Genomic DNA, 26,204 nt, shown 5'->3' with positions numbered 1-26,204 from the left:
AGAACGCAGCGCTGCTTTTCCTTTATTGAGATCGCTGGAAGAATGAGAGTTCGCAAAAATCGCATTGGTCAGGAAAAGTTCCACCGCAGCTGTATCCATTCGGACGACACCGTATCCCATTGGATACGAACACCTACGTGATTGACAGGGAATCCTTCGACGCCAGGCCGAGAATCCGCGCATCTCTCGCAATCGGAGGCCGCATCTGCTCATGGCATGGATATTGATCACTCGTTGCCCCATCCAACCATGGCGTCGCGCTCGGGACGGCGCGGAGCTTTCCTAGCCGAAGCCACACACAAGGAGGTAGGTCATGTCGAATCTGGACGACCGCATGTGGGCGACCATGCCGTCGCGGAGGTCATTTCTTCAGCGGATGGGATTGGGTGTCGGGGCGCTAGGCGCGGGCCTGTTCGGCGGCCTGGCGTTGCCGGAATCAGTGCTGGCCGTGTGCGAACCTCCAGGCAATCCCGGGACACCGAAACCATGGCGCAAGGACTGTCGAATGATCCTCCCGCGCCGCCCCGCCAGCACCCTGAGTGCGGCGGAGATCACACAACTCAAGGATGCCTATAAGGCCATGCGCGCGCTCGACAGCAGCGCCCCCAACGACCCGCGCGGTTTCCTGCGGCAGGCCAACGTCCATTGCTGGTACTGCGGCGTCGGCACTCAGGTCCATTTCACCTGGCAATTCTTCGCCTGGCACCGCGCCTATCTCTACTTCCACGAGCGCATGCTCGGGAAACTGATCGGAGACATGAATTTCCGTCTCCCCTACTGGGACTGGGACACCCCGAGTCACCGCAAGCTCCCCGGCGCCTACACCGATCCGAACGACAACAGCAATCCGCTGTGGAACGGCACCAGGAGCATGGACCCGACGGAGGAAATCCCGGAAGAAGATGTCGGGGAAGACGTCATGGAGGCTGCCCTCACGGCGGACACCTTCACGGAGTTCGGCGGTACGGCGAGCGGCAGCGGCATTCCGGAGGGGACACCCCACGGTGCGGTCCACGTCGACGTCGGCGGCGACATGGGCTTCTTCGATTCAGCCGGGAAAGATCCCGTCTTCTACGCGCATCATGCCAACGTGGACAAGATGTGGTCGGACTGGAACAAGGCCTCGTCCATCCACACGAACCCGACGGCAACGGCCTTCTTGAACCTGACATGGAATTTCTACGATGAAAACAAAGTGTGGCGGTCGATCAAGGCGTCACAGGTCCTGAACCACGACACCCAATTGCGTTATACCTATGGGCCGTCGAAGTTCTTGGAGCAGCTCCCCTGCCTCCTCGATTGGTTCCCCATCAAGACCGATTGGCGGGTCAGCCAGACCCTGAAGTTTGCCGGACAGACGCGTGCTAAGATGATGAAAGTCGTCGAACAGGGAGGCCGCGCGAGACTGCACCTGAACGACCTCGCCGTTCCCACGGAAAAGAGCGCTGTGTATCGACTCTATGCGACTCCCGAAGCGGCGAAAACCGATGAAGGACCCGGCAGCAAGGGCTATCTCGGTACCGTGCCGGTGGTGTTGAACGATCGAGAGCGTCGGCATGTGTCGAAGAACGCACGAAACATCGTCGTCAGACTCTCCACCGCCAAACTCGAAGCCCTGAGCGGTAGCGTCGGTCCGGTACGCCTGGCCCTGGTCGAGCGCGGAACTAAACCTGAGGCCCGAAAAGTGATCCCGGTACGGGCGAAGGACGTCTTGCTGTCCGTCGCAGAGGTGGAACGCGAGGAACGGTGACCATGGGACTCATCTCCTGGCTCGCGAGCGTCATGATCCTGGCTGCACTGGCGGTTCATGCGGAGGAAGGACCGCACCGGTTCTCCGTCGACTTACCGACCGGGTGGCAACAGGCCTCCCACGTCAGATTGGTGCTGGAGGGCATGACGGTCGCAGGGGGACAACCGTTCAAACTGCGAGCGGCTGCGATCATCGAAGGATCGGAGCCTGTCATATTGGGCTCGGCGGGCATCGTGGGGGACCGGTCGGTGGGATCGGCTCCGCGACGCCTGCCGACCCTGCTGATCGATGTAACTCGCCCCCTCAGCTCGTTAGCCGACCGCCTGATCGCGCAACCGGCCATCACGATCCGCATCGAAGCGGTCGATGGGCGCAATGTGCCGGTGGGAGGGCTCGACTGGTCAGTGCAATCAATCCGGCTGGAAAGAGGCGGGCAGAACTAGCAGAACTGTCGCCGCACAGGCTCAGGGCAGGATGATCACCTTCCCGGCATAACCCCGCCGCTTGGGTGAGAAAATCATTCCTGGCACCATTTCTTCAGGCGGAGAAGGCAAGAAGTTGGCGCTGACGGCATGCATGTGGAAACTGCTCACGATTCTAAATGTCATGGTGCAACGTCGAACCTGGTAGCGTGATTCAGTCAGTCAGCCTACTTGATCTTCAAGAAGTTCGCTGACCCCAGACAGTGTGAAGAGTCCGCAGGCGGTGGAATCGTCCTGTCTGAAAGCACACCAAGCAGCGAGGCCTTCAAGACCGGCAACCACCAGTTGGGAAGCGAAGGTTAGACGATCCCGAGAAATACGGCCAGGGAGCGATCGACGCGGGCCATCGCTTCATGATCGAGCGAGCCGATCCGGGCACCAATTGCGTCATGCGGAACGGTCACGATCTTATCGATCATAATCTGCGAGGGCTGCTTCAGGCCATTTTTAGGCGAAGGCTCAACGGCAAGGCGAAACAGCGGCGCATCAAGAAATTCGGTCGTCAGGAGGCAGATCGTCACGCTCCCAAGCGCAGAGAAGAGATTGGATTGCAGGACAAGGGCAGGCCGCGGTTTTCCGCTATAGTGGCCCTTGGCAGCGACCGCAACAAGATCGCCGCGCTTCATCCATTGTCCCAATCAGCGATCTCTGAGATGAAGTCAAGAACAGGCCTTTCCTGCGCGGACCGTGCCGCAAGGCGCGCCTGCCTACGACATTCAGTTGCAAACCCGGCAGCACGGGTGTCCGGAACCCATATCTGCACCGGCCGCAAACCCTTTCGGCGCAACCGGCTTCGGTAACGGCTCTGCTTTTCTTTCGGGGTCAGGTGTGTCTCGGAGGACATAGGATTTTCTCTTTCCACTGTTTACTGGTCTCAAATTACCACATGTTCTCGTAACATGTTACCAAATTCTTCGGCAAGGGGTGGTGGTTGGAAATGTACGCCTACTCAGATTATGCCTGCCTGAACGACGAACGGCGGGAGATGCTCAGAGACATCAAAACGCACGGGCTGATCTATAGCTGACGACGTGGTGCTGAACAAGGCCGCGAGCATCGAACGGTGCCTGCACCGCATCACCGAGGAATTTACGGGAGACCGGCAAAACCTGGCCGCGAATCAAACCAAACAAGACGCCATCGTCCTCAACCTGCAGCGAGCCTGCGAGACCGCAATCGATCTCGCCATGTATGTGATCAGCCAGCGACGACTCGGTCTTCCCCAAGAAAGTCGCGGCGCATTTGCGCTGTTACAGACAGCCGGCATCCTTCCGGCCGAGCTGGCGGCCCGCATGCAGCATATGGTCGGCTTCCGCAACGTGGCCCTGCGCGAATACACCCGCCTCAATCTCGACATCGTCCTCACAATCATCACGAAACATCTGGATGACTTCCGTGCCTTCTCCTCGACGATCGTGAAGGCTTGTCGGTAGACCGGGCCGGGCATTCCCTAAACATCAGCCGCAGAGCCCGAGCAACTCGGTTGCCGACAATGCATCGTCGAATCGAGCCTCCCCAACGACCAAGCCGTGATGGCCGAGCCACTCGGGAAACCGTAGTCCCTCAGGCAAAAGCAGAAACGCCAGCCGTTCCAACGCATGAGGAGACAATCTGCAAAGATTCCGCACGAACTCCACGCTCAGATCGGATGAATAGATAGGCCACACGGCCCGTTGGACATGTAGCAGAAATTGGTTGAACCGGTCGTGATACTCGTGGAGGTCAAGAGGACTCACATAGACAGCCTGTTGCAGTCCTTCCTGAGCAAGCAGCACCACGTCCCAAGGACGTTCAACCAGAACAACCGATGAAGGAACTGCCTGCCCATTGGTCGCGGAATAGACCAGTCGATTGGATCGATGAGGTGCGAGCAGTTGGTATCCATATGGAAAAACATGTGATGACCAGGTGAGAGTTGCCTCAGGACTAAGCGACTGCTCAAAAAAGCCGCAACAGTTGCCGTCGCGATCGCGCACCGGCAGGAGAAGAGTACTATCGAACTCGCCGGCCTTGAATCGATCTCCCAAGCAAGACATCCATCCATCGATACCGGCCTGCTCTAGTTCGTCAGGCGTGAACCCTAGGGCACGCAACCGACCCAAGAGTTGCTCGCTCAGCGCATACGACATCAATCCAAGGAGGAACTTTTCTGTCATTGCAGCCGCGACGCCCTCCTGACTCAACCAGCTGCGAGCCGATGCTCCTTCCCGGCTGCAAATCAGCGACTCATGAGCAAAGCGGGCGATCGCCTCGATGATGCAATGGAATCGTTTCAGCCTCGGTCGCTTCCCCTGCAACTCACCCGAAGCCATGAGCATCCCCACGGAACACACCGACTCCGACAAATTGAGCCCCTCCATGCGCGCATAGAAATCCAAGACATGGCCGCCGGCAAGGCACTCGGTGCAGAAATAAGAATCGTCACGCCCATCGACCAGAAGCGAATCAGCACCATGCCGGCAAAACGGACAGCGGCCGGTAAGACGGCTGACGTCATCAGAAGTCGGCTTAAGCGGAATGTAGCGTCCGATCAGCTCGACAGCATCGAGATCGTCCAGCAAATTTTCCCACTGTTCGGTAGTCGTAACACCAAACGCCTGGGCAGGAACTTCCAAGTAAGTATCACCAGGCCTTGCCCAGTGGCCGGTGCTGGAAGCGGCATTGACGCGGAGCCATTGTTCGGCGACAGCCTGGCCGGGAGATGGGAAGAGAGAGCCGCCTCCAACCGTCGCCAAGATTTTGAAGAACATCCTCCTCGTGAACATAACTTTCCCTCCTGCGATTGCAGTGAACGATCTTTGATTCCGAATAAGGGAAAGCTTACGACGAGGGCGTGACAGAGAAGGTCACAGGAGGACGGGGAGAACTCTATATTTTATCTGACGCAGTCCGTTCGACGAACGAATCACTCACCGGCCTTGCTTACCGGGCCATCCCACAGTTCTTCCAATTGCCGGCATCGTTCAAAACGCTCCATTGCTGGAATCATTTCCATCAATTCTTCCGGCGTGAGATCGACAAACTCGTTCGGATCAGACCCATCGTCCATGGAAATCCGCTTCTTCATATCGTCGATGAAACTCTCGTCAATGACAAATTGCTTGCCTCGCCAGTTGGTATACATATAGCTGCTCATCGAAATGCCTCCTATCAACGTGTTGTGCACTCGTGAGAATCGATCGTCTCGGAAGGCGAGCCCCCGGGCCACGCGCATCGAGGACCGTCCCCGTTTTGTTGTAGCGGATAGAGATTCAGAATGATCGAGGAAAGCCTACCACGGGGATGTGACAGAAAAGGTCACAGCGCAGCAAGGATTCTCACTGTACGGTTGCATTTGGTCCCCTTCAAGGCCTTCATCCATCAGCATCCCATGGCCGAGATCTGAGTCGTGGTGCAGGTGGCACAGACCTTTCAGAAACTCAGGGATTCATTCACGGTCACGTATTGTGGGCTGAAGGAGTTGGTTACGACTGTAACCGCTGTATGACAACCAAAGAAAAAACTCCCGGTACCTTTTCTGGTCTCTGGAACCCTCTATGTGCGCATGAAAATCCAAGGCATGACCGCCGGCGAGGCAGTCGGTGCAGAAATAAGAATCGTCACGCCCATCGACCAGGAGCGAATCAGCTCCCTGTCGGCAGAACGGACAAAGCCCCCGGCTATCTCGAGATTCATCACCGGCAGTCCTGATCGAAGTGTAGTGCCCGATCAGCTCGACAGCATCGAGATCGTCCAGAAAATTTCCCCACGATTCGATCGCCGGCACATCGAACGCCTGTTCAGGGAGCGTGGCTGGAGTATCTCGCGGTCGTACAGAGTTGGCAAAGGACAGAGCCACACCAATATCACTTAATCGCGCAATCCCGCTTTCGCCGACAGAGGGTAATAGCGAACCGGCCCCCATTGCCGACAACGTTTCGAATAGCATGCGCCTGGTAAGGATGGCTCCCCTCCTTCGGTTGAAATGAACGAGGGGAGCGTACTATGGGACCGTGACAAGGAAGTCGCGGCTATACAGAACAATCCTGCGACACCATTACTGTCAGGCACGCGGTGCACTCGACTCGGAGAGCCCAATATTGGATAGACTCCAAATTCAAACCCCAGAGACAGAGATTTCAGATCGGCATTAAATAAAACCAACTTAGGATTGATTGCTCAATGAATCAGAAACCATTGTCCCAAACATCCACAACAGCTGGCGGCCTTACCGTAAAGCACCTAACCCAACCATCATAACCCACTCAACTAAATCTTTTTGCGTCATAACGATAATGTTATGTTTGTCCGCTAGTTTTCTGGCTTCATCAGTAATAGTGGGAGCTGTGGTAATAAAACAGCCTCGAACAAATGAGGGGTCTGATTGCATCCGATCGATTATCTGTTTTACACCATACTCATCGGATATCCCTTCATGCTGTTTCGCTTGGTAAGCCACTTTAACGACCGACTCTTGATTCCACCCAATGCTCAAATTGTAGGACGCGACAACGTCGACATCTCCAGGCAGTCTGGACTGTTTTGGTTGGATATCGGCCCGTGCGCCACCTGCCATTGCAAGCCGCTTTACTATGTCCTCCAATCCATAATTATTAATGGCCGTTTGCAACGCCTTCGCCACTGGCTCATATGAGCTCTCGATGACAGTCTGAGTAAAATTGATAGGCTTCTCTCGCTTTAAGGCTTCTTCAATATCTGAAATCAAATCAGTGGCGTCTACGCAAGTTTGCCTGGCTTTAAGACGCATCTGAAGTGCATTGCTTGCGAAGGTGCGAGATACTGGGACTTTGGTCAGCCATTTCACCCTGCGCCGCCATGCAAAATCATCATCACATCCTGCGGCATCATAGAAAGGGTCTCCTTTAACCTCAGCAACATAAAATCCTTCGTCAGAAGGCACTATGACGTAGTCTTCCACTTTCATGCCATAAATAAACCTCCAAAGACTTCCCGCGGCATTCCCCAAAGCTCTTTCTCCAACGCTGTACTCCTCAGGATAAGCAGCTCTGACAATCTCCTTAAATTTTTGCCAATCTTTTTCCTTATCCAGATGCTCGGCCCTGCACCAGCCCAAACCTAAGATGTCGTTCTTCAAGGAACTGATAAGCCTATGGCCAAGCCTAAAAGCAAATGCCTTCCTCCCAGAATCATTACCCATAAGGTGCCTCCATAATTAACCATTGCACGACTTCGAACTCTCTCAGTGCTGACTATACAGCTCTCACGGCCGCACGCCGCAACGTAGTAGCACTTGCCTGCGTATTTTGTCCACGTCGTTTAAGCGCATCAGAACATCATCGATATTGTTGGCTTGCTCAAACTCCTGCTGCGCCTCGTCGAACTCCTTGCGGCAACTGATCTGTTCCTGAATGACTTGCGCCAGGGACTTGTTCAGGGTGACTTGCATGAGTGAATCAGCGGGAATCACGAACTGCAAAATGAGCGGCAACAGCCATTCCATAACGAGCCTCCTTCTCGGGCGTCATGCCCCCAGCCACTGATGAAACGGGATCGCCTGACTCATAGCTTCGCCCACCGCTTGGCTGCCGCCAGACTGCAGCAGTTTCATGAGCCCGCCCTTGGACGGCAGGGACATGACGCTGAGTTGCCGCGCCTCACGTTCCAGTCTTTCAACGAAGCGAAACGCTGTCACCGATCTGTAGCCTTTGGGATCATGGGAACACAGGAAGCCTTGGCCGAACGACAGCAGCGTCCGTAGCCGAACGGGATCTGTCGCGCTGTCGAACAGGTACACAACATTTTCGATGCCGGCATTGTGCAACGCGACGACCTCCCATGGCGTCTCCGCAATCAACAACCTCTGGTGGCGGTTGAAATCCTCCGGCCAGGCGGGATGGGGAAAGATCAGCCTGCGTAGCCGCCGCTCCGAAACGGATAATGTGTCCTGCGCCCATCCCGCCTGCAGAGAGTTGTGTTGCGGCAGAAGCTTCTTCTTCATGAATCCCCAGCTGCGCCCAGCCGAGTCGCAGATCGGGATGAGCAGGTTGCCGCCACCATATCGATCGATCAACTTCTGCTCGCCCTCTTCGTTCACATGAACCGTTTGCAGGAGTTTGGGGATGACATACCCGACACCGACTAAATGACGGCTCAAGAGATCGTCCGGCTCGGGCGGCGCATAGCCGAGCCGAAACCGCTTAATCGTGGACTGCGTCAGCCCCTGTTCAGCCAAACATTGTCTGGCCATCGCCCCTTCCGGTCTTGCACAGAGCAGTTCATGGTAGAAGCGCGCCGCTTCCTCCAACATCCTGTGCGCGTGTTCACTCTCAAGGCGACGCCCCTTAAGCACCCCCGCTTTCAACAGTGCATCAAGACGTACCGCCGCCACCTCATGCGGCATTCCTTCAGCCCTCGCATAGCACTCAATCGCAGACCCCTCGGCCTCGCACCACATACAGCGAAAAGACTCCGGCCCGACGCGAAAACCTGCCTCGCCGCAGAATGGGCAGTGGGAGCTGCCCCGGATCAGATTGACCTCGGCTGAACCGGGCATGTTGGCCGCCGAAGCCACGTACGCAACGACCTCCACACAGTCCAAGTCATCCTTGAGGTTCTCAAACCATTCCCTCTCCAGGAGCGAACTTTGGCACCGTGAGACGAAACGATCCGAGGACGGGTTTCCGCCCTGCCGCGACTCCATTGCTACACGATGGGTGGACCGGTCAAACCGTGGCACGAACGCGCCCAGCCCAAATGTCGCGGCGAACTTGAAGAGATTCCGTCTCGTCAGCATAACAGTCCTCTCAGAAAATTGACGAGAGGACGCTACCATGCACGCGTGACAGAGAATGTCACACTCCCATTGCTTATACTTTCCAATGCAAGGGCGTGGTCGGGCCGTCCTTCACTGCGCGCATCGGACGAGCACAGTTTCATCGTGCGCGTTCTGCGAGCAAGAAGGACGGCCTGACTGCGCCCCGTCCGCCTTCTTTTCTTAGATGGTCTTAGCGATAGCGCTCTAAGGCACGAGCCAGGTGAGACGTGACAGCTTCAACAAGAGCTTGAGGTTCCAGGACTCTCGCCGCCGGCCCCCACGAGAGAACCCAAGAGGTAAGTTCATCCATTCCGCCCACAGTAAGGGTGGCGATCACGGAGCCGTCTTCCTGAATCTCGTTCTGCTGACTCGGGTGCCAGCGGCGCTCCTTCACCAGATAGGCGACATCCGGAGCGAACTGGATGCGGACGGTTTGAACCGGCTCCTCGACCAAGCCAAAGAGGTTGTCATAGACCTGTTCCACTTGAAATTCTTCGGGTAGACTGAACCGCTCTTCAAGAACTTCAGCCGAGACTATCCGCTCCACCGCGAATATGCGCAAGGCCTCAGCCCGGTGCGAATAGCCGACCAGATACAAGCCAAACTGGTACAGCAACAGCAGATAGGGATCGACACGATGTTCCGCCGGCTCCTCGTATTCCGGCCTGCGATGCTGGAGGACGACGGTGCACTGCAGGAGTAACGCTTTCTGGAGTTGCTTGAGCAGAACCTTCTGTCCCGCATAGTCGCGCACCGGTCCGGAACGAGGCAGAAACACCTGATTGATGCGCGCCAGGTGATTGAATACCTTGTGAGGCAACCCGCCCTCGACTTTCTTGATGAGACTGTCCAGATCCTCGACAAACGGTGTGCCCGTCAAATAGTCGAGATGGCGCTTGGCAAAATGCAGCGCCATGAGTTCATAGGGAGATACCGTAATCGGCGGGAGCCCCTTATAGCCAGGCGGCAGACACCAGGTCTTTTCGCCCTCCCCGTCCGATTGCTCCAGCGGATGCCCTTGTTCTTGGATTTGCCCCAGATCGCGATAGACCTGCCGCTTCGTCACATCGAAGGCTTCGGTCAGATCCTTCACCGTCATTGATCGGCTGGCCAGTGCGCGCAGCATGCGAGCAATCCGGTCGGCCTGACTATAGGCTTTGGCACGTCGCCCTCTTTGTGCTGCCATCTTCCCCCTTTCTTCGCCTCTCACTACCTCAGCGAACGGCTAGTCGCCGCCCAACCCAAAGAACCTCAAGTGATCGTTAATGGTCACTCCGAAGTGCTCCTGGAGCAGCTTTTTGCATTCTCCCTCACTCGCCACATGAAGTTCCTGCGTGCCGCCATACCCCCGAACTTTGAGCAGTTTACCAGTGAATATCTTCCGCCCCTCTTGGGTAGGCATCGTGCACATCCAGCGCTGAACGAAGGGCGAATCAGGTGCGTGCGAGTGGTAATAGTTGGCAAACTGGTAGTCCACCGGCAGCCAGGGGTCGAGTGCGAAGGAATAGAGATTCGTCCAGGCCTCCTCGATGTGACATTGCAGCACATGCTCTCCCCGCTCGTCGGTCGTGAGCCGAAATTGATCCGGCCCTTGTCGATGTTCCAGGCCAATCACAAAGGGCAACGGCTCGCGCAATCCCTGCCCTCCAAATCCCACATCCACAATCCATCGCTCCCCATCCAAATGAACGAGCAACGACTGATGACTCCGCGGCCTCACCCCCTCCGTCCCATACAACACCCGGGCAGCCAGTCGCGTGACGACAAAACCAAGCTCCTCCAATAGGAGCGCAAACAATCCGTTCAACTCGAAGCAATACCCACCCCGGCGGCCGAGCACGATCTTTTGAAACAGATCGGAGGGATCCAACGAAATCGGGCGACCGAGGTGGATGTCCAGATTTTCGAACGGCACGGTCAGGACATGGGAGAGATGTAAGCCACGCAACGTTTCCATCGACGGAACCAACGAGCCTTGATATCCGATACGCGCGAGATAGGCCGATCGATCAACCATAGAGTCCTCCAACGAGAGGGCCATTATACGAATCTGCCCGGGCTGATCACACAGGTCTCAGCGCCGACGCCGGCAGGTGACATTGCAGACGACTGCGGCGCTTGCTACGATGATCGGTCTTTCTCCGGAAGGAACCGTTGCCGTGGCACACCGTAGTCCGCCAGATCGCACGACCAACGACTTGATCGTCGAAGGCGCGCGCCAGAACAATCTCAAGAACATCTCGCTGCGGATCCCTCACAACCGGGTCACAGCCATCACCGGGCTGTCCGGATCCGGCAAATCGTCCCTGGCCTTCGACACACTCTTCGCCGAGGGACAGTGGCGCTACGTGGAATCGCTCTCGACCTACGCGCGGATGTTTCTCGACAAGGTGAACCGGCCCGACGTCGATCGGATCACCAACATCCGCCCCGCGATCGCGATCGAACAGAAAAATCCGATCCGCACCGCCCGTTCGACCGTCGGTACCGCCACCGAACTCGCCGACCTGCTGCGGCTCCTCTTCGCCAAAATCGGCAAGCCCGTCTGCCCGGATTGCAAGCAGGAGGCGCGGGGTTACCATCCGGGCTCGGTCGCCGAGGAACTGCTGGCACGATTCCCCGACGCGCGCGCCATGGTGCTCTTTCCCCTCAAGGATCTCGGCCCGGGCCACGACCGCTCTCTGCTCGACTCACTCCTGAAGCGAGGATTCACCCGGCTGCGATGCGGTGAGGAAATTCTGGATCTTCACGAGCAGGCCGTGCTCCCGGTGACCCGCGAATCGGGCATCCAGGTCGTGCTGGATCGACTCGTCCTCAGACCGGACAACCGGCACCGGTTGATCGAGGCCATCGAAGTGGCGTTCCAGGAAGCAGAAGGCACCTGTCAGGTATTGGTCATCGGGCAGGGGCTCAGGACCTACAGCACCCACTTTCGCTGCCAGGGGTGCGGGCGGACCTTCGAACCACTACGCCCGCTGCTGTTCTCCTTCAACCACCCGCTCGGAGCCTGCCCGGAGTGCAAAGGGTTCGGCAATATCCTGCAATACGACAAGGATCTGGTCATCCCCGACCGCAGCAAATCGCTCGCCAACGGCGTCATCGAGCCCTGGAGCAAGCCGGGCTCGGACTGGTGGCAGAAGCAAATATTGCTGGCGATGAAAAAACAGGGCGTGGATTTGACGGCCCCGTTTCAAGAGCTTCCCGAAGAGGTGCAACAGCTGATCTGGGAAGGGAGCGATCAGGTGGAAGGAGTCCGGCAGTACTTCGACTATCTGGAAACCAAACGCTACAAACTCCATGTGCGGGTCCTGCTCAGCCGCTACCGCAGTCCGGCCAGCTGCCCGACCTGCCACGGCAGCCGACTCAAACCGTCCGCCCGTTTCGTCAAATTGGCAGGGCAGGACATCGTGGAGATCGGTGAACTCACCATTGAAGCCGCCGCCGCCTGGTTCGAGCGCCTGGCCCTGCCCGCCTTCGACGCGGAAATCGCCAAGGATATCCTTCGCCAACTGCATGCGAAGCTGAACTTTCTACTCCGCGTAGGATTGAGCTACCTCACGCTGTCGCGGCAGACCAAAACCCTCTCCGGCGGAGAAGCGCAACGGATCGCGTTGGCCAACCAGCTCGGCTCCCGCCTTGTGGGCACACTCTACGTATTGGATGAGCCGACGATCGGCCTGCATGCCCGTGACACGGATACCCTGGCCGGGATCCTTCGCGATCTCGCCAATCATGGCAACACCGTGGTCGTGGTCGAGCACGATCCGTCGATGATTCAGGCCGCCGATCACATTGTCGAAATGGGACCCGGTTCAGGCGAGCAGGGCGGACACATCGTCTGTTCGGCGCCGCGCGACCAATTCCTCGCCGATCCGGCCTCGCTCACCGCCCGGTACCTGCGCGGGGAGAACCGCATTCCCCTGCCGAAGATGCGGCGCTCGGGCAACGGCAAGTTCCTGAGCATCGCCGGTGCGGCCGAACACAATCTCAAGAATCTCGTGGTCCGCATTCCGCTCCACATGCTGGTCTGCGTCACCGGCGTCTCGGGATCGGGCAAAAGCACCCTCATAGAAAAAACACTGTACCGCGCCGCCGCCCGCGCCTTTCGCATCGATTCGCTCCCGATGGGAAAGTTCCAGGCCATCAAGGGACTCGAACATGTGAAAGGCGTGCGGCTCATCGACCAACAACCGATCGGCCGGACGCCGCGCTCCAACCCCATTACCTACCTGAAGGCATTCGATGAGATTCGCACCCTGTTCGCCTCCGAGCGGGAGGCCCTGCGCCGGGGCCTGACACCCGGGCACTTCTCCTTCAATTCCGCCGACGGACGCTGCGAACGCTGCGAAGGGAACGGGTACGAAAAGCTGGAGATGTATTTCTTCGAAGACATCTACGCCACCTGCGAACAGTGCGACGGCAAGCGCTTCAAGCCGGAGGTGCTGAGCATCCGGTACCGGGGCAAGACAATCCACGATGTGCTGAACCTCACCGTGACAGAAGCGCAGGCCTTCTTCTCGGGCTCACCGAAGTTGACCGAAAAACTTTACCTGCTGTCGTCGATCGGATTGGGCTATCTGCGGCTGGGCCAAGCGGCCACCACGCTTTCAGGTGGAGAAGCACAACGGCTGAAGATCGCCGCCGAATTGAAAGATCCCTCGGCGCACAACCTGCTCTATATCCTCGATGAGCCGACCACCGGCCTGCACCTGGACGACATCAAGAAACTGCTGACGGTCCTGCACAAACTCGTGGATGCCGGGAATACCCTCATCATCGTCGAACACAACCTCGATGTCATCAAGACGGCCGACTGGGTGATCGATCTCGGACCGGAAGGCGGCGAGGCCGGGGGACAGATCGTGGCCGAAGGACGCCCCGAACAGGTCGCGAAAGTCGCGCAGTCGCACACGGGACGGTTCCTGGCGAAAATACTGCGGTGGTAATGGCTTATAGCTGATAGCGTATGGAAGGATCGACCGGAGAGTCCGCCTCCGAACCATAGGCTAGATGCGATTCGCCATGCGCTCGTTTTCTAGTTGCTGGTGGGATCGAACGGCATGTCCGCGTAATGGCGGGAGGTGTCGTCCAGCGACAGGAAGATATCCGACCAGATGCGGGTCGGCTCTTTTTCAAACACAATCGAGGGATCGGCGGGAAGCGTAATCCAGGAACCAACCTGCATTTCCGACTCCAGCTGTCCGGGCCCCCAGCCCGAATACCCCAGGTACGCTCGAAACGATTCCTTCCCCGGCTGCTCCATCAGAATCCGCTCCATGATCTCCAGGTCGCCGCCGAGACAGACACCATCGAATACCTGGTGCGAATTCTCGGGAGTCTGATTGATGCGGTAGAGCATCATCACCTGATTGGTTTGCACGGGGCCACCGGAATACAACACATGCGGTTGGCCTTCCAGGATCGGCACCTGCGGAAGCGCCTCAGAGATGGACATGGCGGTCGGACGGTTGACGATCACACCCAGCGCCCCTTCCGGCCCATGCTCACACAGGAGTACCACCGTCTGTCGGAAGTTGGGATCGTTCAATGCCGGCGCGGCCACGAGGAGAATGCCTTTACCGAGTGGAATTGACATGGTTCATCCTACCGTGCGTTCGTAAGTGACGCAAGTTGAGTCATCAAAAGGATACGACGCGGGATTAGTCGGCATAGAAGGCTGGGCGCCGATCGCGCAGGAGATCGTTGTAATCGTTGAGCGCCTTGATCCTGGCCTCGGCGGGGTCGATCTCAACGAGAGTCAGGTCCTCGCTGTCGCGCGGCGCACGATGCAGAATCCGGCCACGGGGACTCACCACTTCGCTCAGTCCGATGAACGTCAACCGGTCTTTTCCCCCGCGGGCCTCACTGCCGATCCGATTCGCCGTCACGCTGAAGACTCGATTCTCCAAGCAGCGGGTCACCATGGAGTCCGGACAATTCGGCAACACCAGGTTCGACGGATGCGCGATGATATCCGCGCCCTGCAATGCCAACGTGCGAGCAGATTCCGGATAATACCAGTCGAAGCAGATCATGACGCCGACGTTAGCAAGGCCGATGTCCCACACGTGAAACCCGCTGTCACCCGGGGTGAACCAGAGCGTTTCCTCAAAAAAGAGATGGGTTTTCCGATAGCAGCCAATGAACCCCTGAGGTCCGACCATGACCGCCGAATTGAAACAGCGCCCGCCGTCCCTCTCCGGTAGCCCGGCGACGATAGTCATCCCCCGACGCGCGGCAATGTCAGCGAGCCGTTTCGTCGTCGCCCCGTCCGGCAGCGGCTCCGCCAGCCGGAAGACTTCTTCCTGCGACACGAACTGATAGCCTGACGCACACAATTCAGGCAACACCAGAAGGTCGGCCTCCACCCGCTCGAGTCGAGCCGTGATGAGGTCGAGATTGTGCGCGACCTCGCCGAAGACCGGATCAAATTGGAGATACCCGACCCGCATGATGTCGCCTTTCTACTCAAAGAAAAACGGGCAGGGACGGCCCTGCCCGTTTCATCTTACACGCCGTCGACGCGCAAGAACCGATTACATACCTTCCGACAAATGTGGAAGGGCGTTCTCAACGGCTTTGGTCGCCACATCGGCGTGGCCGGCCTTGCCGTGCTCGATCCCGTCCTTGAGCCCCTTGATGGCTTCAGTGACATGCGGGTTTTTGGTTTCGGCCACCGCACCCTCGGCATGCTTGAGCGCCGCTTCGGCATGCTTCACCAAGGCGTCCGCATGGCCCTGCTTCCCATGCGCCACGGCTTCTTTGGCATGCTCCACCGCTTCGGCCTGATGCTTATTTCCTGCCGCGAAAGCTACACCGGCAACCATCGGCGCCCCGACGAGCGCCATCATCACACCGGCTACCACGACTCCCCGCCATTTCGCAGTCTGCATGAACAGCCTCCTCTGTAAGTATGTGCACCGCATGATTCCAATGTTACTGTATTTCAGCATAAAGAGGGGCCTGCATCCTGTCAAGACGGACGCATGCCGGTCGGCACCTGCGACTCCGACAGGCCGAGCAGTTTCTGCAACGCGACCAGATCCTTTTCCACCGGGCAGGCAAAATCCCGGCTCCACTCCCACCAGGAGCCCGGATAATTACGCAACCGCTGATAACCGGCCAGTCGCAAGATGAAATAGAGCCACGCCGAGCGCACGCCGCCGGTGCAGTAGCAAATCGTTTCGTGCGCCGGGTTCAGCCCCTTGAGATCCAACTGCGCGTTGATGGCGGCCAGATCCTTGACCGTCGCATCGGCATTCAAAAAGCCGCTCCACGCCACATGGACAGCGCCGGGAATATGGCCGGGCCTCGGAATGCCGGAGATTTCCTTTCCGAGATACTCTTCCAGGCTCCGCGCATCCACGATCGTGGTCGTCGGGTTCGGCTTCCGCGCGATCCCCTTTAACTCATTCTTCATAATGATCGCCGACTCGACCGGCGAGACGACGAAGTTGCCCGGCGCGCAGCGGACCGCGCCATGCTCGAACGGCCGGCGTTCATGAATCCATTTCACCCACCCGCCGTCCAGCACCTTGAGGTTTTTGTGGCCTAAGTATTCCAGCATCCAGAACATGCGTCCTTCGTCGCCCCAGTTGTCGAAGGGGTTCGAATAGATCACCACTTCACTGTCCTGATTGATGCCGAGCGCCTGCACGCGTTTCTCGATGCGTTTCAGATCGGGATCCAGTAACCCCTTGGCGACGGCATCGGGGTCGCTGTATTCATGCCAGGTGGAATGCACGGCACCGGGGATATGACCTCCGAACTCATAGGCGGCCCGGCCTCGCACGTCGAGAATGACGAGGCCCGGTTGCCCTAAGCGTTTCTGAAGCGTTTCACAGTCGATGAGTAATGGATGTTGCATGGGTTATCCTCGATCTCGGTGGGTGATGACTTACCCTTTGGATACGGTCGGACTCGCACAGGCCATCGGCGGCGGCTCCGGCAAGGGATCGACCAACGCGGCCGCCAGCGTTTCATTCAGCGGCACTTCCCGCTCATAGACCGTGAAGGCGTAGGGATCGTCCGCCATCAGGCCGTACTTGGTCTTCAACATCTCATGCTGCCCGTCGGTCAGGATGTGGTACCGAACCCGGGTCTTCAACGTCAACCCCTTGGACGCCTCCGGCATCCGGTAGGCAAATTGATAGTCCCGGCTGGCCAAGGGGAGCAAGCGGTTATCGTACAACTCTACGATGGCCGGTTGCCACATAATCCAGCGGCCCATCGTGTGGGATTTCTCGGCCAGCACCTGCCGGTTTGGGTCTTGAACCGTGAATTCCACCGTAAAGTGCCGGTCTGGATCGCCGGTCGGAATTTTGTGCCCCGCCCCGGCATTCATCAGGGAGAGGGTCACAGTGACCTGCTCACCCGGTTTGGGAGCCGGAGGATCGGCCTTCACCTGAATGGCCACGGCCCGCTTCACCATGTCGGGATCATGCCCTCCGCGCCAGAGATGCCGCCGCCCGCGCCTGATCGGCCCGTTTTCGGCGACCGGCCGGTCGACCTCCGGCATATGGCAACTTTGGCAGATAAAGCCCCGCTCCTGCATGAAATACTTACCTTCATACTCGGCGTAGGTCCCGCAGGGGCCCACATTGTAAAACTGCGCCGGACCGGAGACTACGTTGTGGCAACGCGAACAGAACTGGGCGTTACGGAAACTGGGGTCGAACTTCGTGGGATGCGGCGCAGCGGAATCGTCGAAGGGTCCGAGGATCACTCCGTCGCGTACATGGCAGGCGGCACAGGTAATCGATTCGTTCCGCAGGTCGGCGTCAAAATGGGGATTCGGTTCCTGCGCAGCCTTCTCGACCCGTCCCCGCGGGATGTCCTTCACCAGCGTCGGCTGCTGATTCTCTAACGGCGTATGGCAATTCAAACAGACCCAGATGTTCTTGTCCTTCTTCCAGTACGCTTGAAAGAAGGGGTCTTCGTAGGCGTGGGCGTGGATGCTGGTTTTCCACTCGTCATAAATTTCCCGGTGGCATTGACCACAGGACTCGGCCTTCAAGCTGGTCAGACCTTCCGGGACCTTCTGAAACGGAATGGCATGGGCATATTCAGGCCGGAGCCCGAAAATGACGACCGGTTTCACCTCGGTGTAATAGAGGTAGATGGCCCCGGCGAGACCGGCGACGCCCAGCAGAATTTTCACCCACCGGTTCATGCCGCCACCAGCGCCTGAATATGTCGCTCGACCGATGCGGCCAACGCCGTGAGGTTGTACCCGCCTTCGAGCGACGACAGCAGGCGTCCTTGGCAATGTTGCCTGGCGATCCCGGCTACAATCGTCGTCAGATCGGCATACCCTTCTTCAGTCAACCCCATACTCGCGAGCGGATCGTCCCGGTGGGCGTCAAAACCGGCGGAGATGATGACAAACTCCGGCTTGAAGGCATCGGCAGCCGGCACCAGAACCTTCTGAAACACCGCCCGGTATTCGTCGTCGCCTTCCCCCGCCTCCATCGGCACATTGATCGTGAGCCCTTCCCCGGCTCCGCGGCCGCACTCGCTGGCGCGCCCAGTGCCAGGGTAGTGCGGATACTGGTGCGTACTGAAAAACAACACCGACGGATCCGATTCGAAACTGTGCTGCGTCCCGTTCCCGTGGTGAACGTCCCAATCGACGATCAGGACCCGTTGCACGCCATACCGTTTCTGCGCATACCGCGCCGCGATCGCCACATTGTTGAACAGGCAGAAACCCATCGCCCGATCGGCTTCCGCATGATGCCCCGGCGGACGGACCGCACAGAAAGCATGCTGGACCCGGCCGGCCATAATCGCATCCACCCCGGCCAGGGCTCCACCGGCCGCGAGATAGGTGGCGCCGAGCGATCCGGGTGACATGGAGGTATCGGCGTCGAGCGAGACCCGGCCATGCGTCGGCGCCTGCCGATTGAGCATCGCGACATACTCCGGCCGATGCACCAGCGTGACCCACTCGTCTTCGGCTGTGCGCGGGTCGATCCTGGTGAGTGTGGCGAGCGTACCGCTCTGTTCGAGCCGCTGCATAATCGCACGCAGCCGGTTGGGCGACTCCGGATGTCCGGCGCCCATGTCGTGTTCCAGGTAACGTGGATCGTAAATGAGCCCGGTTGTTCCCATGAGAAACGTCCGTGAAACGTAACACGTGAAGCGTCGTTCGTATCTCGTATTTCGACACGAGCAGTTTCCTCACCCTATCATGCAGGAAAGAGCGTAGACAATGAGCGGAAACGCGTGCTACGGTTTCGCTTCACCGTGCCGATTGACCCTGGAGAAGCCCATGCCGAATCCGAGAATCGAACCGCTGAAACGAGTGCTGGCCCTCGAACCCGACGATGACGTCGCCTGGTTCGGACTCGGTAAAGCCTATATGGAAGATGCCAATTTTGAAGAGGCTGCCAAGGCCTTGAGGCAGTGCATCACGGTCAAGCCCACTTACTCCGCCGCATACTATGCGCTGGCGCAATCGCTCCAGAAACTGAATCGGGTCGAAGAATGCCGGCAGGTGTCGGATCAGGGTATCGACGTGTCTACCAAGAACGGCGATGCGATGGTGACCAAAAATCTGGAAGCGCTGAAGAGCACACTCCCCGCCTGACCGACCGCTCCCCAGCCCCATTCAATTGACCGGAGTGTGCGGAGTCGGTGGCGCGTGGCTCCTGACACGTGGACCTCTACGCCGTTGCCGCGCCGGGCTCATCGTCATCCCCGGCATTCTCCTGCGCCTCGCGCCGCCGGGCCACCGTCGTCGCCACTTCATCCAGCCACCGGCCGGCGCCATCGAGCACTTCGCGCACCAGCGGCTCCGGATGACCGGTGCGTTTCATCGTCCAGAGACAGAGATAGCCCATCAGGTCCTCTCGCTCAAAACGGCAAGTTGACTGCGTGGATAGCTGCGCTAGTTCAGACAGGCCGGTCCGGAGAATCTCCGCCACCGTGTCCCGTCCGTACGATGTGGCGGCTGTCACATATTGAATCGCGCGGTTGATTTCTTGTTCGGTCATATCTTCACCTTGCGGCGGATTGTAACATTCGAGCCGGACCTGTCAACGGGGCCTCTGTCTCCGGAGACGCGTGCCTTCGAAGAATCTCCACGCCGTTGGCCTCCGACGATGGTATGATTCCTTCTATCATTTACTTTCTAGGAGCCTCGACTATGGCCGTTTCGCGCAAGACTGCCCCTGCTACGTCGTCACGCCGTTCATCCGCCTCCCGTGAGTTTGCCGATCATTGGGAACTCTCCGACCTCGTCACCGATCCGGTGAAACAGTTCGACCGTTATCTGAAAGACCTGAGCGCGAAAGTCTCCCGTTTCGAATCGGCGCGCGCAGAACTGTCTGCCACCATGCCTGAACAGGCCTTCCTGAATCTCCTCACCCTCTCGGAACAGATCGCGAGGGATTCGGGTCGGCTTGGAGCCTACGCCTACTTGTGGTTTTCCGAAGACACGAAACAGCTCCAGGCCCGGTCGTTCAAGACTAAAGTGGAAGAGCAGCTCACCGCCCTTCAGAACCATCTGCTGTTCTTCGATTTGTGGTGGCAGAGTGTGGATCAGCGGAATGCGGAGCGCCTCATGGCGAACAGCGGCGACTTCCGGTACCACCTGGAGACCATCCGCCGCTTCAAGCCGCATACGCTCTCGGAACCGGAAGAGAAGATCATCAACATCAAGAACATCACCGGGCAAAGCGCCGTCCACCAGCTCTACGATGTCGTCACGAACGGCTTCACCTTCACGATGCGCATCGGCGGGAAAAAGAAAACGATGAATCGCGAAGCCCTGACGGCCTACCTCCGTAGCCCGAAAGCCGCCGTCCGAGAAGCCGCCTATCGGGAGATGTATCGCGTCTATGAGTCTCAGCAGGATCTCCTGGGGGAAATCTATAAAACCCTGGTGAACGACTGGAAAGCGGAAAATCTTCAGCTGCGGCACTTCAAGACGCCGCTGGAGTCGCGCAATCTCAGCAACGACATTCCGGATCGCGCCGTGGATGCGCTCCTCTCCGTCTGCATGAAGAATGCGCCGATCTTCCAACGGTATTTCAAATTGAAGGCGCGACTTTGCAAGATCAAAACCATGAACCGCTACCACATCTATGCGCCACACCGGGCCGAACAAAAGACCTACCGCTACGCGGATGCGGTCCGGATGGTGCTGGACGCCTACTACGGCTTTTCGCCGCGCCTCGCCGAATTGGCGCAACGCGTCTTCGCCGATCGCCACATCGATGCCCGCACGAAGCCGGGGAAAATGGGCGGCGCCTATTGTTACAGTGTGACCCCCAACCTGACACCCTACGTCATGTTGAATTTCACCGGTGAAGCGCGGGACATCGCCACCATGGCGCATGAGTTAGGCCATGCCGTCCACGCCATGATGGCCGAGCAGCACAATGTCTTCACCTTCCACTCCACGTTACCGCTGGCGGAAACGGCCTCGGTCTTCGGCGAGCGGATTCTCTCCGATGCCCTGATGGCCACCGAAACCAATCGATCCGTCAAACAGAGCCTACTCGTCAACCAACTGGACGACATCTATGCGACGGTCATGCGACAAGCCTATTTTGTCGCCTTCGAGCGAACCGCCCACGACATGGTGGCCCAGGGCGCAACGACAACCGATCTGGCACAGACCTACATGACGTTGTTGCGGCAGCAGTTCGGAAAGTCCCTGCGGGTGCCGCAGGAATTCCAATGGGAATGGCTCACAATCCCGCACCTCTACGCCAGCCCGTTTTATTGTTATGCGTATAGTTTCGGGAACCTGCTCGTGCTGGCCCTCTATCGCATGTATCAGGAACAAGGCAGCGGGTTCGTCCCGAAATATCTGGAGTTGCTCGCGGCAGGCGGGTCGAAGGCGCCGCAAGCCATCCTTGCGGAAGTGGGAGTCGATATGAACTCCCCTGCCTTCTGGCAATCCGGATTCGATGCGATTTCAGGAATGGTCGATCAGTTGGAACAGACGATGAACTAAGCGGACGGCGCCGCCCTTGATTTCAGGGGCGGCGCAAACGATCCAAGCTTTGTCGGCTGATTATTCGCGCATCTAGCCTGCCTTATTCATGACGGTTCGTCGCGAAAGTGCGGAGTCGCACAGCGAGACGGGCACGCGGAGCCGGGGATGCAGGAAGGCATCCTTGAACAGGATGTCGATCGACCGAGCGGCGAGCCCGCCCGCCGACAGGCTGGTCGCAGCTGCGAATCCGCGATTGCAGCAGAAGCGCTCATGAATAATGCGGGCTAGTCAGATCCGCTCTGAGGACTTATCCATCACCACCGGGTGTCCCAGGATTTCCCGCTCTGCTTCCAGCCAGTCATGCAGGTGGTAACCATCCAAACAACCCCGTTGTTCATACAGTTCATGCGCCCGTGCCGCAATCCGTACCTGGATATCCTGGACCGTCCCGGGAACATTGGTTTCTTTCGCCACTGACGTCGTCCGTTTCGCCGGACGCGAGGCGGCCTTCTTCGGCGCCGTCTTTTTCTTCATGCATTCTCCATCTACACTTGTATCCAGCCATCACACCCATCGCTCACCCAACTTCTGGCGAGAGCCGTTGGTACGATACCATATTCAGTCGGTTCTGATCAGACGGCAGAAGGTTCCCCTCAATGCCCGCCGCTAGGAGGGCGATACTGAGAGGGGGGTATTCGTCCCCTCACGCAGGGTCGAACTCGGGGAGCAGCAACTACAGGCCGCCTCGACGGCAGCCTGTAGCGTCTGTAGTAGCCCCTGCGAATCGAAGGGTTTCGGCACGAGAGCACAGGCGCCTTGCATTTTCAGGATCACGGGCAAATCCGTATGCTCGGCGGACAGGAGCACGGTCGGAGTCTGAGGCCACATCAGGCGACTCAGCAGCAGGAACTGCTCCCCATCCAGGCGGGGCATGCGGTAATCCGCGACCACCGCATCGAAACGCCGCTTCTTCATTTCGGCCAGAGCTTCCATGCCATCTTCCGCTCCATGTACGGTATAGCCGGCTGCTTCGAGCACCAGGGTCAGCAGATGCCGCACACTCTCTTCGTCCTCCGCAACCAGCACACGTTTTCCGTACCCCTCCATGGCACCTCCTTCTTCCGGCGATGGCCGCGCTGGACTACTCCCAATCCGTCAGGAACGGCCGAGGACAATCTCCTCGACACAGCTCATGCAGTTAGTCTCGTTCCGGCCTCCATAACGTGTGAATCCATACACCTCTTCGTCGCGGACCAGGACGAACGCTTCGATGAAGTTGCTCGGGAAGGCGTCGCGCCAGTCGGATCAACGAGTCCTCCAAGTTGCCGCAATTGAGGCAGCGCGTCACCGACACCCACGTATGCGACACTCCTTCGCTGGGATTGAATGGATTTTCGGCTACCATCAGGCCCTGACATCGACTGCAGGACATCCTGTGCCTCCTTCGATCACTTGCGCCCGCCGCGCGGTCCTATCCATCGCACCATCGCCATCACGCCCTGGCAGGCCCGTCGGACATCAGGGACGGGCATTCTCTCCCCTGCTGCCAGACCACTTCGTAATCTGCAGCGAGCGGTAACAAGTCCACATGTCGTTGCCCGCGGAGCCTGCTCAACGCCGCAAACAATGCCTGCCAGGTGTACAATGGAAAAGATTCGGCCAGGGTGAGAAAGGTCAGCCGCCGGTGGTGCTGCAGCAAACCAAGAATCTGCTCGTCGATGGCGCCATCGCCCCGAGAAACAACCTGAGGGTCCATTACGCACCTCCACTGTGAACAAAGCGGACGACTCGATTTACCCGTGCTCCAGCCCATCACATGAGACCATGCAATATGCGATCCTGTTGGAAGCACCCATGCAGCGAACGAAATCCCTCATTCAGTACTGTTACGGCATGCTGACTCCGCAACCAGTTGTTCTTTATCGGGACATTCCGCACTGTCCGCCCCGTGCGGAATCGCTCGCACCCGCAGGATCATCGCTTGTAACGGCGCAGGAATTCAGGGAATCGCAACCCATCCAGACAGGCACTTCGCTTGCTGAGTTGATGCACAAGGGACGATCAGCAGTTCGTAGGAACAGCGCGGACCACAGGTCATCGGCCTGCGACACGTTTCGCCCCCTCGATGGCTGTTGCCGCATCGGAAGGAGACATCATGAGTCGCGCAGGAATTCCAGCTGAAGGTTTCAAAACCGTCGGACAAATCGTTGGAACCAATACGATACAATTCCATACCGCACAGGACGGCATGGCGATCACCATCGAGATGCTTTCCGCGCATGTGTCCGGCGGACCGGTGTTGGATGAACAGGGCCGCTATGTGGGATTCATCAGCGAATTTGATATCCTCAAGGCCCTTGAGGCAGGAAAGGACTTGAATAGTCTGACGGCGACAGAACTGATGGCCGGACATCCCATTGCCGTCCGTAAATCGACACCGATACCGGACGCGATCAAGCTCATGGCAGACAACCACTTGCTGAACCTCCCTGTCGAGGAGAACGGAGAGGTGACCTATTCGGTGACCAGGCACGACCTGCTCCGTGCATCAATCGGTCTTGCCGTAGGCATCGAAGAGTAGCTGCGCGCGGCTTGTTGCGATGCAATCATGATTCGAATCAAACGGGTCTACGACACACCAAGCGCGCACGATGGGATTCGGATTCTGGTCGACCGGATATGGCCGCGGGGATGTACGAAAGAACAGGCGCGTCTCGATGCCTGGCGAAAGGAACTGGCTCCCAGCACGGCACTCCGCACATGGTTCCGTCATGACCCGGCAAAGTGGATGGAATTTCGGGCACGTTACCGCAAGGAACTGAGCCGACCGGAACAGAACCGCGCGATCGAAGATCTCGCCCGGCTCGCCCAAGCGCAGACCGTCACACTGCTCTATGGGGCATCAGACAAGGAACATAATCAGGCCGTGGTCCTGAAGGAATGCATCGACAGTGCGAAGAATCGCGTTTAGCTCGCCAACCCCCAGGTGCTCCAGAGAGCGACCGCGGCAATCGCCAACATCACCCAGGCCAACTCCCGATCTCCGACTTTCTTGATCATCCGTACCATGGGCTGACTCCTTGTTTCGTACCCGTTCACTGTGATGAACGTATTCAAAGCAAGGCACATGCCATTGCTCATGAACGGAATTCCAATGGTTTTCAGTGTTCCACGGCCTCAAATCGAGCGAATTCGCACGCTACGCACAGTGCGAATCGACACATGGAGAGCATATGGGGCGTAGATCGCGACAGGCGCCTGAATCGATGGAATGGACCGCTCACCGGCCCGGATAGACTCACAGAAGAGGTCGAGGGTTCGGCGCCAAGACTGTCCTATTCGGAAGAAGCACCGCTCTCGTCAGGAAGACACACACCATGACGCCCAGACTTTCCACCAACAACAACTGCCAGCGCGCACCTTGCAGCCACGAGTCATAGGTCATGGGTTCACTCGGCAGTTCGCGCTCAATGCGTACCTCAAAATCTCCGATGGCTTTTTCGATGGTCAGGAACAGCGCCCGCCCACTCCCTCCCCGCACATATGAGCGCACGAGGTCCTGCTGTTCCGCTCCGATGACCGCGAGCAATCTCTGCTTGCTCTCCACGAATTCATCGAGACGCGCCGACAGCACGCCCACTCCGGCCTGCAAACCCGGAGTGCCGGCGGTCAAATCAGTCAATTGAGCCAGTCCTGTTTTCAGCCGATTTTCCGCCAGCCGGATCGGTTCGAGAAACGACTGCTGCTCCGTGAGCACATAGCCGCGAAAGTTCGTTTCCACCTCCAAGACCAACCGTTGCAAGTGCGCCACGTTGCCCAGAATTTTGGAACGGTGGAGCTGCCGCTCCTGCTGAACCCGCCATTGCTCGAAGAGAAACAGATGGCCGAAGAACACCGCGGCCAACGCCGCTAGGGCCACGGCAAGCACGCCTATGAATCGTCCTCTGAAATTCATCACGTTCTGTCACGCATTCCTGACCTCATACAATCAGCGGGCCGAAACATGATGACGCCCCCTCGGCCTTCGCCCACTCTGCCCGGCATGATCGGTACGTAACCGACGCGGGCAGTCCCCGTGAAGAATCGTTCCCTCACGAAGACTCCCCGCCGGCCTTCTTCTCGCAGGATCCGCGGCACAGGCCCACGCGCAAGGCCATTGCTGTATCCGCGTACGACCTTGCGCGGCCCTCGGCCTTACAGCCAGTTCACGCGCTCGGCCGGCCGAATATAGATCGGCTCTTCGACCTG

29 protein-coding genes are annotated in these 26,204 nt (G+C 58.2%); 8 read left to right on the top strand and 21 right to left on the bottom strand.

Going from position 1 to position 26,204, the window contains the following annotated elements:
- The first annotated feature begins 313 nt into the window (after window positions 1–313).
- The gene (locus H8K11_03900) at window positions 314–1,750 is read left to right on the top strand and encodes a tyrosinase family protein (GenBank protein ID MCS6262877.1); all 1,437 of its coding nucleotides are present in this window, start codon (window positions 314–316) and stop codon (window positions 1,748–1,750) included.
- A gap of 2 nt (window positions 1,751–1,752) precedes the next feature.
- Entirely contained in the window at window positions 1,753–2,193 is a 441-nt protein-coding gene (locus tag H8K11_03895; protein MCS6262876.1) for a hypothetical protein, read from the top strand.
- 338 nt (window positions 2,194–2,531) lie between these two features.
- Here H8K11_03895 and H8K11_03890 read toward each other — a convergent pair whose 3' ends face one another.
- Both H8K11_03890 and H8K11_03885 read right to left on the bottom strand, forming a co-directional pair.
- Window positions 2,532–2,858 carry a type II toxin-antitoxin system PemK/MazF family toxin gene (locus H8K11_03890; GenBank protein ID MCS6262875.1) on the bottom strand — a complete coding sequence of 109 codons (327 nt, stop codon included), beginning with the start codon at window positions 2,856–2,858 and terminating at the stop codon, window positions 2,532–2,534.
- Window positions 2,855–3,076 (bottom strand): antitoxin MazE family protein, encoded by a 222-nt coding sequence (locus H8K11_03885; protein ID MCS6262874.1) that lies wholly within the window; start codon window positions 3,074–3,076, stop codon window positions 2,855–2,857. Before H8K11_03885 ends, H8K11_03890 begins: the two co-directional genes overlap by 4 nt.
- Window positions 3,077–3,251: 175 nt before the next feature.
- Here H8K11_03885 and H8K11_03880 point away from each other — a divergent pair, with 175 nt between their 5' ends.
- Complete coding sequence (locus tag H8K11_03880; GenBank protein MCS6262873.1) at window positions 3,252–3,665, top strand: DUF86 domain-containing protein; 414 nt, start codon at window positions 3,252–3,254, stop codon at window positions 3,663–3,665.
- A gap of 24 nt (window positions 3,666–3,689) precedes the next feature.
- Here H8K11_03880 and H8K11_03875 read toward each other — a convergent pair whose 3' ends face one another.
- From H8K11_03875 to H8K11_03840, 8 genes are all read right to left on the bottom strand, one after another.
- Window positions 3,690–4,982 (bottom strand): hypothetical protein, encoded by a 1,293-nt coding sequence (locus tag H8K11_03875; protein MCS6262872.1) that lies wholly within the window; start codon window positions 4,980–4,982, stop codon window positions 3,690–3,692.
- A 155-nt stretch (window positions 4,983–5,137) separates the two neighbouring features.
- Entirely contained in the window at window positions 5,138–5,368 is a 231-nt protein-coding gene (locus H8K11_03870) for a hypothetical protein (GenBank protein MCS6262871.1), read from the bottom strand.
- A gap of 291 nt (window positions 5,369–5,659) precedes the next feature.
- Window positions 5,660–6,160 carry a hypothetical protein gene (locus tag H8K11_03865; protein ID MCS6262870.1) on the bottom strand — a complete coding sequence of 167 codons (501 nt, stop codon included), beginning with the start codon at window positions 6,158–6,160 and terminating at the stop codon, window positions 5,660–5,662.
- Window positions 6,161–6,439: 279 nt separating this feature from the next.
- The gene (locus H8K11_03860; protein ID MCS6262869.1) at window positions 6,440–7,390 is read right to left on the bottom strand and encodes a restriction endonuclease; all 951 of its coding nucleotides are present in this window, start codon (window positions 7,388–7,390) and stop codon (window positions 6,440–6,442) included.
- A gap of 63 nt (window positions 7,391–7,453) precedes the next feature.
- A complete protein-coding gene (locus tag H8K11_03855) occupies window positions 7,454–7,693 on the bottom strand; it encodes a hypothetical protein (GenBank protein MCS6262868.1) in 240 nt (79 codons plus the stop codon).
- A gap of 21 nt (window positions 7,694–7,714) precedes the next feature.
- Window positions 7,715–8,581, bottom strand: a complete 867-nt coding sequence (locus H8K11_03850; protein MCS6262867.1) for a hypothetical protein — start codon at window positions 8,579–8,581, stop codon at window positions 7,715–7,717.
- Window positions 8,582–9,197: 616 nt separating this feature from the next.
- On the bottom strand, window positions 9,198–10,193 hold the full coding sequence (locus H8K11_03845; GenBank protein MCS6262866.1) for a WYL domain-containing protein: 996 nt from the start codon (window positions 10,191–10,193) through the stop codon (window positions 9,198–9,200).
- A gap of 39 nt (window positions 10,194–10,232) precedes the next feature.
- The gene (locus H8K11_03840; GenBank protein ID MCS6262865.1) at window positions 10,233–11,024 is read right to left on the bottom strand and encodes an arylamine N-acetyltransferase; all 792 of its coding nucleotides are present in this window, start codon (window positions 11,022–11,024) and stop codon (window positions 10,233–10,235) included.
- A 109-nt stretch (window positions 11,025–11,133) separates the two neighbouring features.
- Between H8K11_03840 and uvrA the strand changes: the two genes are divergently transcribed.
- On the top strand, window positions 11,134–13,953 hold the full coding sequence (uvrA, locus tag H8K11_03835; GenBank protein MCS6262864.1) for an excinuclease ABC subunit UvrA: 2,820 nt from the start codon (window positions 11,134–11,136) through the stop codon (window positions 13,951–13,953).
- An 89-nt stretch (window positions 13,954–14,042) separates the two neighbouring features.
- Here the strand turns inward: uvrA and H8K11_03830 are convergent, their stop codons facing one another.
- The 6 genes from H8K11_03830 to H8K11_03805 form a co-directional block, all read right to left on the bottom strand.
- Window positions 14,043–14,603: a YqgE/AlgH family protein gene (locus tag H8K11_03830; GenBank protein MCS6262863.1), complete on the bottom strand. Its 561-nt coding sequence runs from the start codon at window positions 14,601–14,603 to the stop codon at window positions 14,043–14,045.
- Between the two features lie 64 nt (window positions 14,604–14,667).
- Window positions 14,668–15,459, bottom strand: coding sequence for an acyltransferase (locus H8K11_03825; protein ID MCS6262862.1), 792 nt, complete (start codon window positions 15,457–15,459; stop codon window positions 14,668–14,670).
- Between the two features lie 84 nt (window positions 15,460–15,543).
- Window positions 15,544–15,900 carry a metal-binding protein SmbP gene (locus H8K11_03820; protein ID MCS6262861.1) on the bottom strand — a complete coding sequence of 119 codons (357 nt, stop codon included), beginning with the start codon at window positions 15,898–15,900 and terminating at the stop codon, window positions 15,544–15,546.
- Between the two features lie 80 nt (window positions 15,901–15,980).
- Window positions 15,981–16,874: a sulfurtransferase gene (locus H8K11_03815; protein ID MCS6262860.1), complete on the bottom strand. Its 894-nt coding sequence runs from the start codon at window positions 16,872–16,874 to the stop codon at window positions 15,981–15,983.
- Between the two features lie 30 nt (window positions 16,875–16,904).
- Window positions 16,905–18,179, bottom strand: coding sequence for a hypothetical protein (locus tag H8K11_03810; GenBank protein ID MCS6262859.1), 1,275 nt, complete (start codon window positions 18,177–18,179; stop codon window positions 16,905–16,907).
- Window positions 18,176–19,120, bottom strand: a complete 945-nt coding sequence (locus H8K11_03805) for a histone deacetylase (GenBank protein ID MCS6262858.1) — start codon at window positions 19,118–19,120, stop codon at window positions 18,176–18,178. Before H8K11_03805 ends, H8K11_03810 begins: the two co-directional genes overlap by 4 nt.
- A gap of 160 nt (window positions 19,121–19,280) precedes the next feature.
- On the opposite strand from H8K11_03805, the gene H8K11_03800 reads away from it, so the two are divergent.
- Window positions 19,281–19,598 carry a tetratricopeptide repeat protein gene (locus H8K11_03800; GenBank protein ID MCS6262857.1) on the top strand — a complete coding sequence of 106 codons (318 nt, stop codon included), beginning with the start codon at window positions 19,281–19,283 and terminating at the stop codon, window positions 19,596–19,598.
- Between the two features lie 76 nt (window positions 19,599–19,674).
- Here the strand turns inward: H8K11_03800 and H8K11_03795 are convergent, their stop codons facing one another.
- Window positions 19,675–20,004 carry a hypothetical protein gene (locus H8K11_03795; GenBank protein ID MCS6262856.1) on the bottom strand — a complete coding sequence of 110 codons (330 nt, stop codon included), beginning with the start codon at window positions 20,002–20,004 and terminating at the stop codon, window positions 19,675–19,677.
- Between the two features lie 152 nt (window positions 20,005–20,156).
- On the opposite strand from H8K11_03795, the gene H8K11_03790 reads away from it, so the two are divergent.
- The gene (locus H8K11_03790) at window positions 20,157–21,974 is read left to right on the top strand and encodes a M3 family oligoendopeptidase (protein MCS6262855.1); all 1,818 of its coding nucleotides are present in this window, start codon (window positions 20,157–20,159) and stop codon (window positions 21,972–21,974) included.
- A gap of 270 nt (window positions 21,975–22,244) precedes the next feature.
- Here the strand turns inward: H8K11_03790 and H8K11_03785 are convergent, their stop codons facing one another.
- The 3 genes from H8K11_03785 to H8K11_03775 form a co-directional block, all read right to left on the bottom strand.
- Entirely contained in the window at window positions 22,245–22,490 is a 246-nt protein-coding gene (locus H8K11_03785) for a DUF2934 domain-containing protein (protein ID MCS6262854.1), read from the bottom strand.
- A gap of 132 nt (window positions 22,491–22,622) precedes the next feature.
- Complete coding sequence (locus H8K11_03780; protein MCS6262853.1) at window positions 22,623–23,063, bottom strand: response regulator; 441 nt, start codon at window positions 23,061–23,063, stop codon at window positions 22,623–22,625.
- Between the two features lie 385 nt (window positions 23,064–23,448).
- A complete protein-coding gene (locus H8K11_03775) occupies window positions 23,449–23,712 on the bottom strand; it encodes a hypothetical protein (protein MCS6262852.1) in 264 nt (87 codons plus the stop codon).
- Window positions 23,713–24,111: 399 nt separating this feature from the next.
- Between H8K11_03775 and H8K11_03770 the strand changes: the two genes are divergently transcribed.
- Together H8K11_03770 and H8K11_03765 are read left to right on the top strand one after the other, a co-directional pair.
- Complete coding sequence (locus H8K11_03770; GenBank protein ID MCS6262851.1) at window positions 24,112–24,537, top strand: CBS domain-containing protein; 426 nt, start codon at window positions 24,112–24,114, stop codon at window positions 24,535–24,537.
- A gap of 27 nt (window positions 24,538–24,564) precedes the next feature.
- Window positions 24,565–24,927 carry a DUF488 family protein gene (locus H8K11_03765; protein ID MCS6262850.1) on the top strand — a complete coding sequence of 121 codons (363 nt, stop codon included), beginning with the start codon at window positions 24,565–24,567 and terminating at the stop codon, window positions 24,925–24,927.
- A 327-nt stretch (window positions 24,928–25,254) separates the two neighbouring features.
- Here H8K11_03765 and H8K11_03760 read toward each other — a convergent pair whose 3' ends face one another.
- Entirely contained in the window at window positions 25,255–25,914 is a 660-nt protein-coding gene (locus H8K11_03760; protein MCS6262849.1) for a CHASE3 domain-containing protein, read from the bottom strand.
- Window positions 25,915–26,204 lie beyond the last annotated feature (290 nt).

Source organism: Nitrospira sp., from assembly GCA_024998565.1.
Classification (GTDB): Bacteria; Nitrospirota; Nitrospiria; order Nitrospirales; family Nitrospiraceae; genus Nitrospira_A.
Note: the sequence above shows the minus strand (reverse complement) of the source record. Positions and strands in the feature narration are given on the sequence as shown.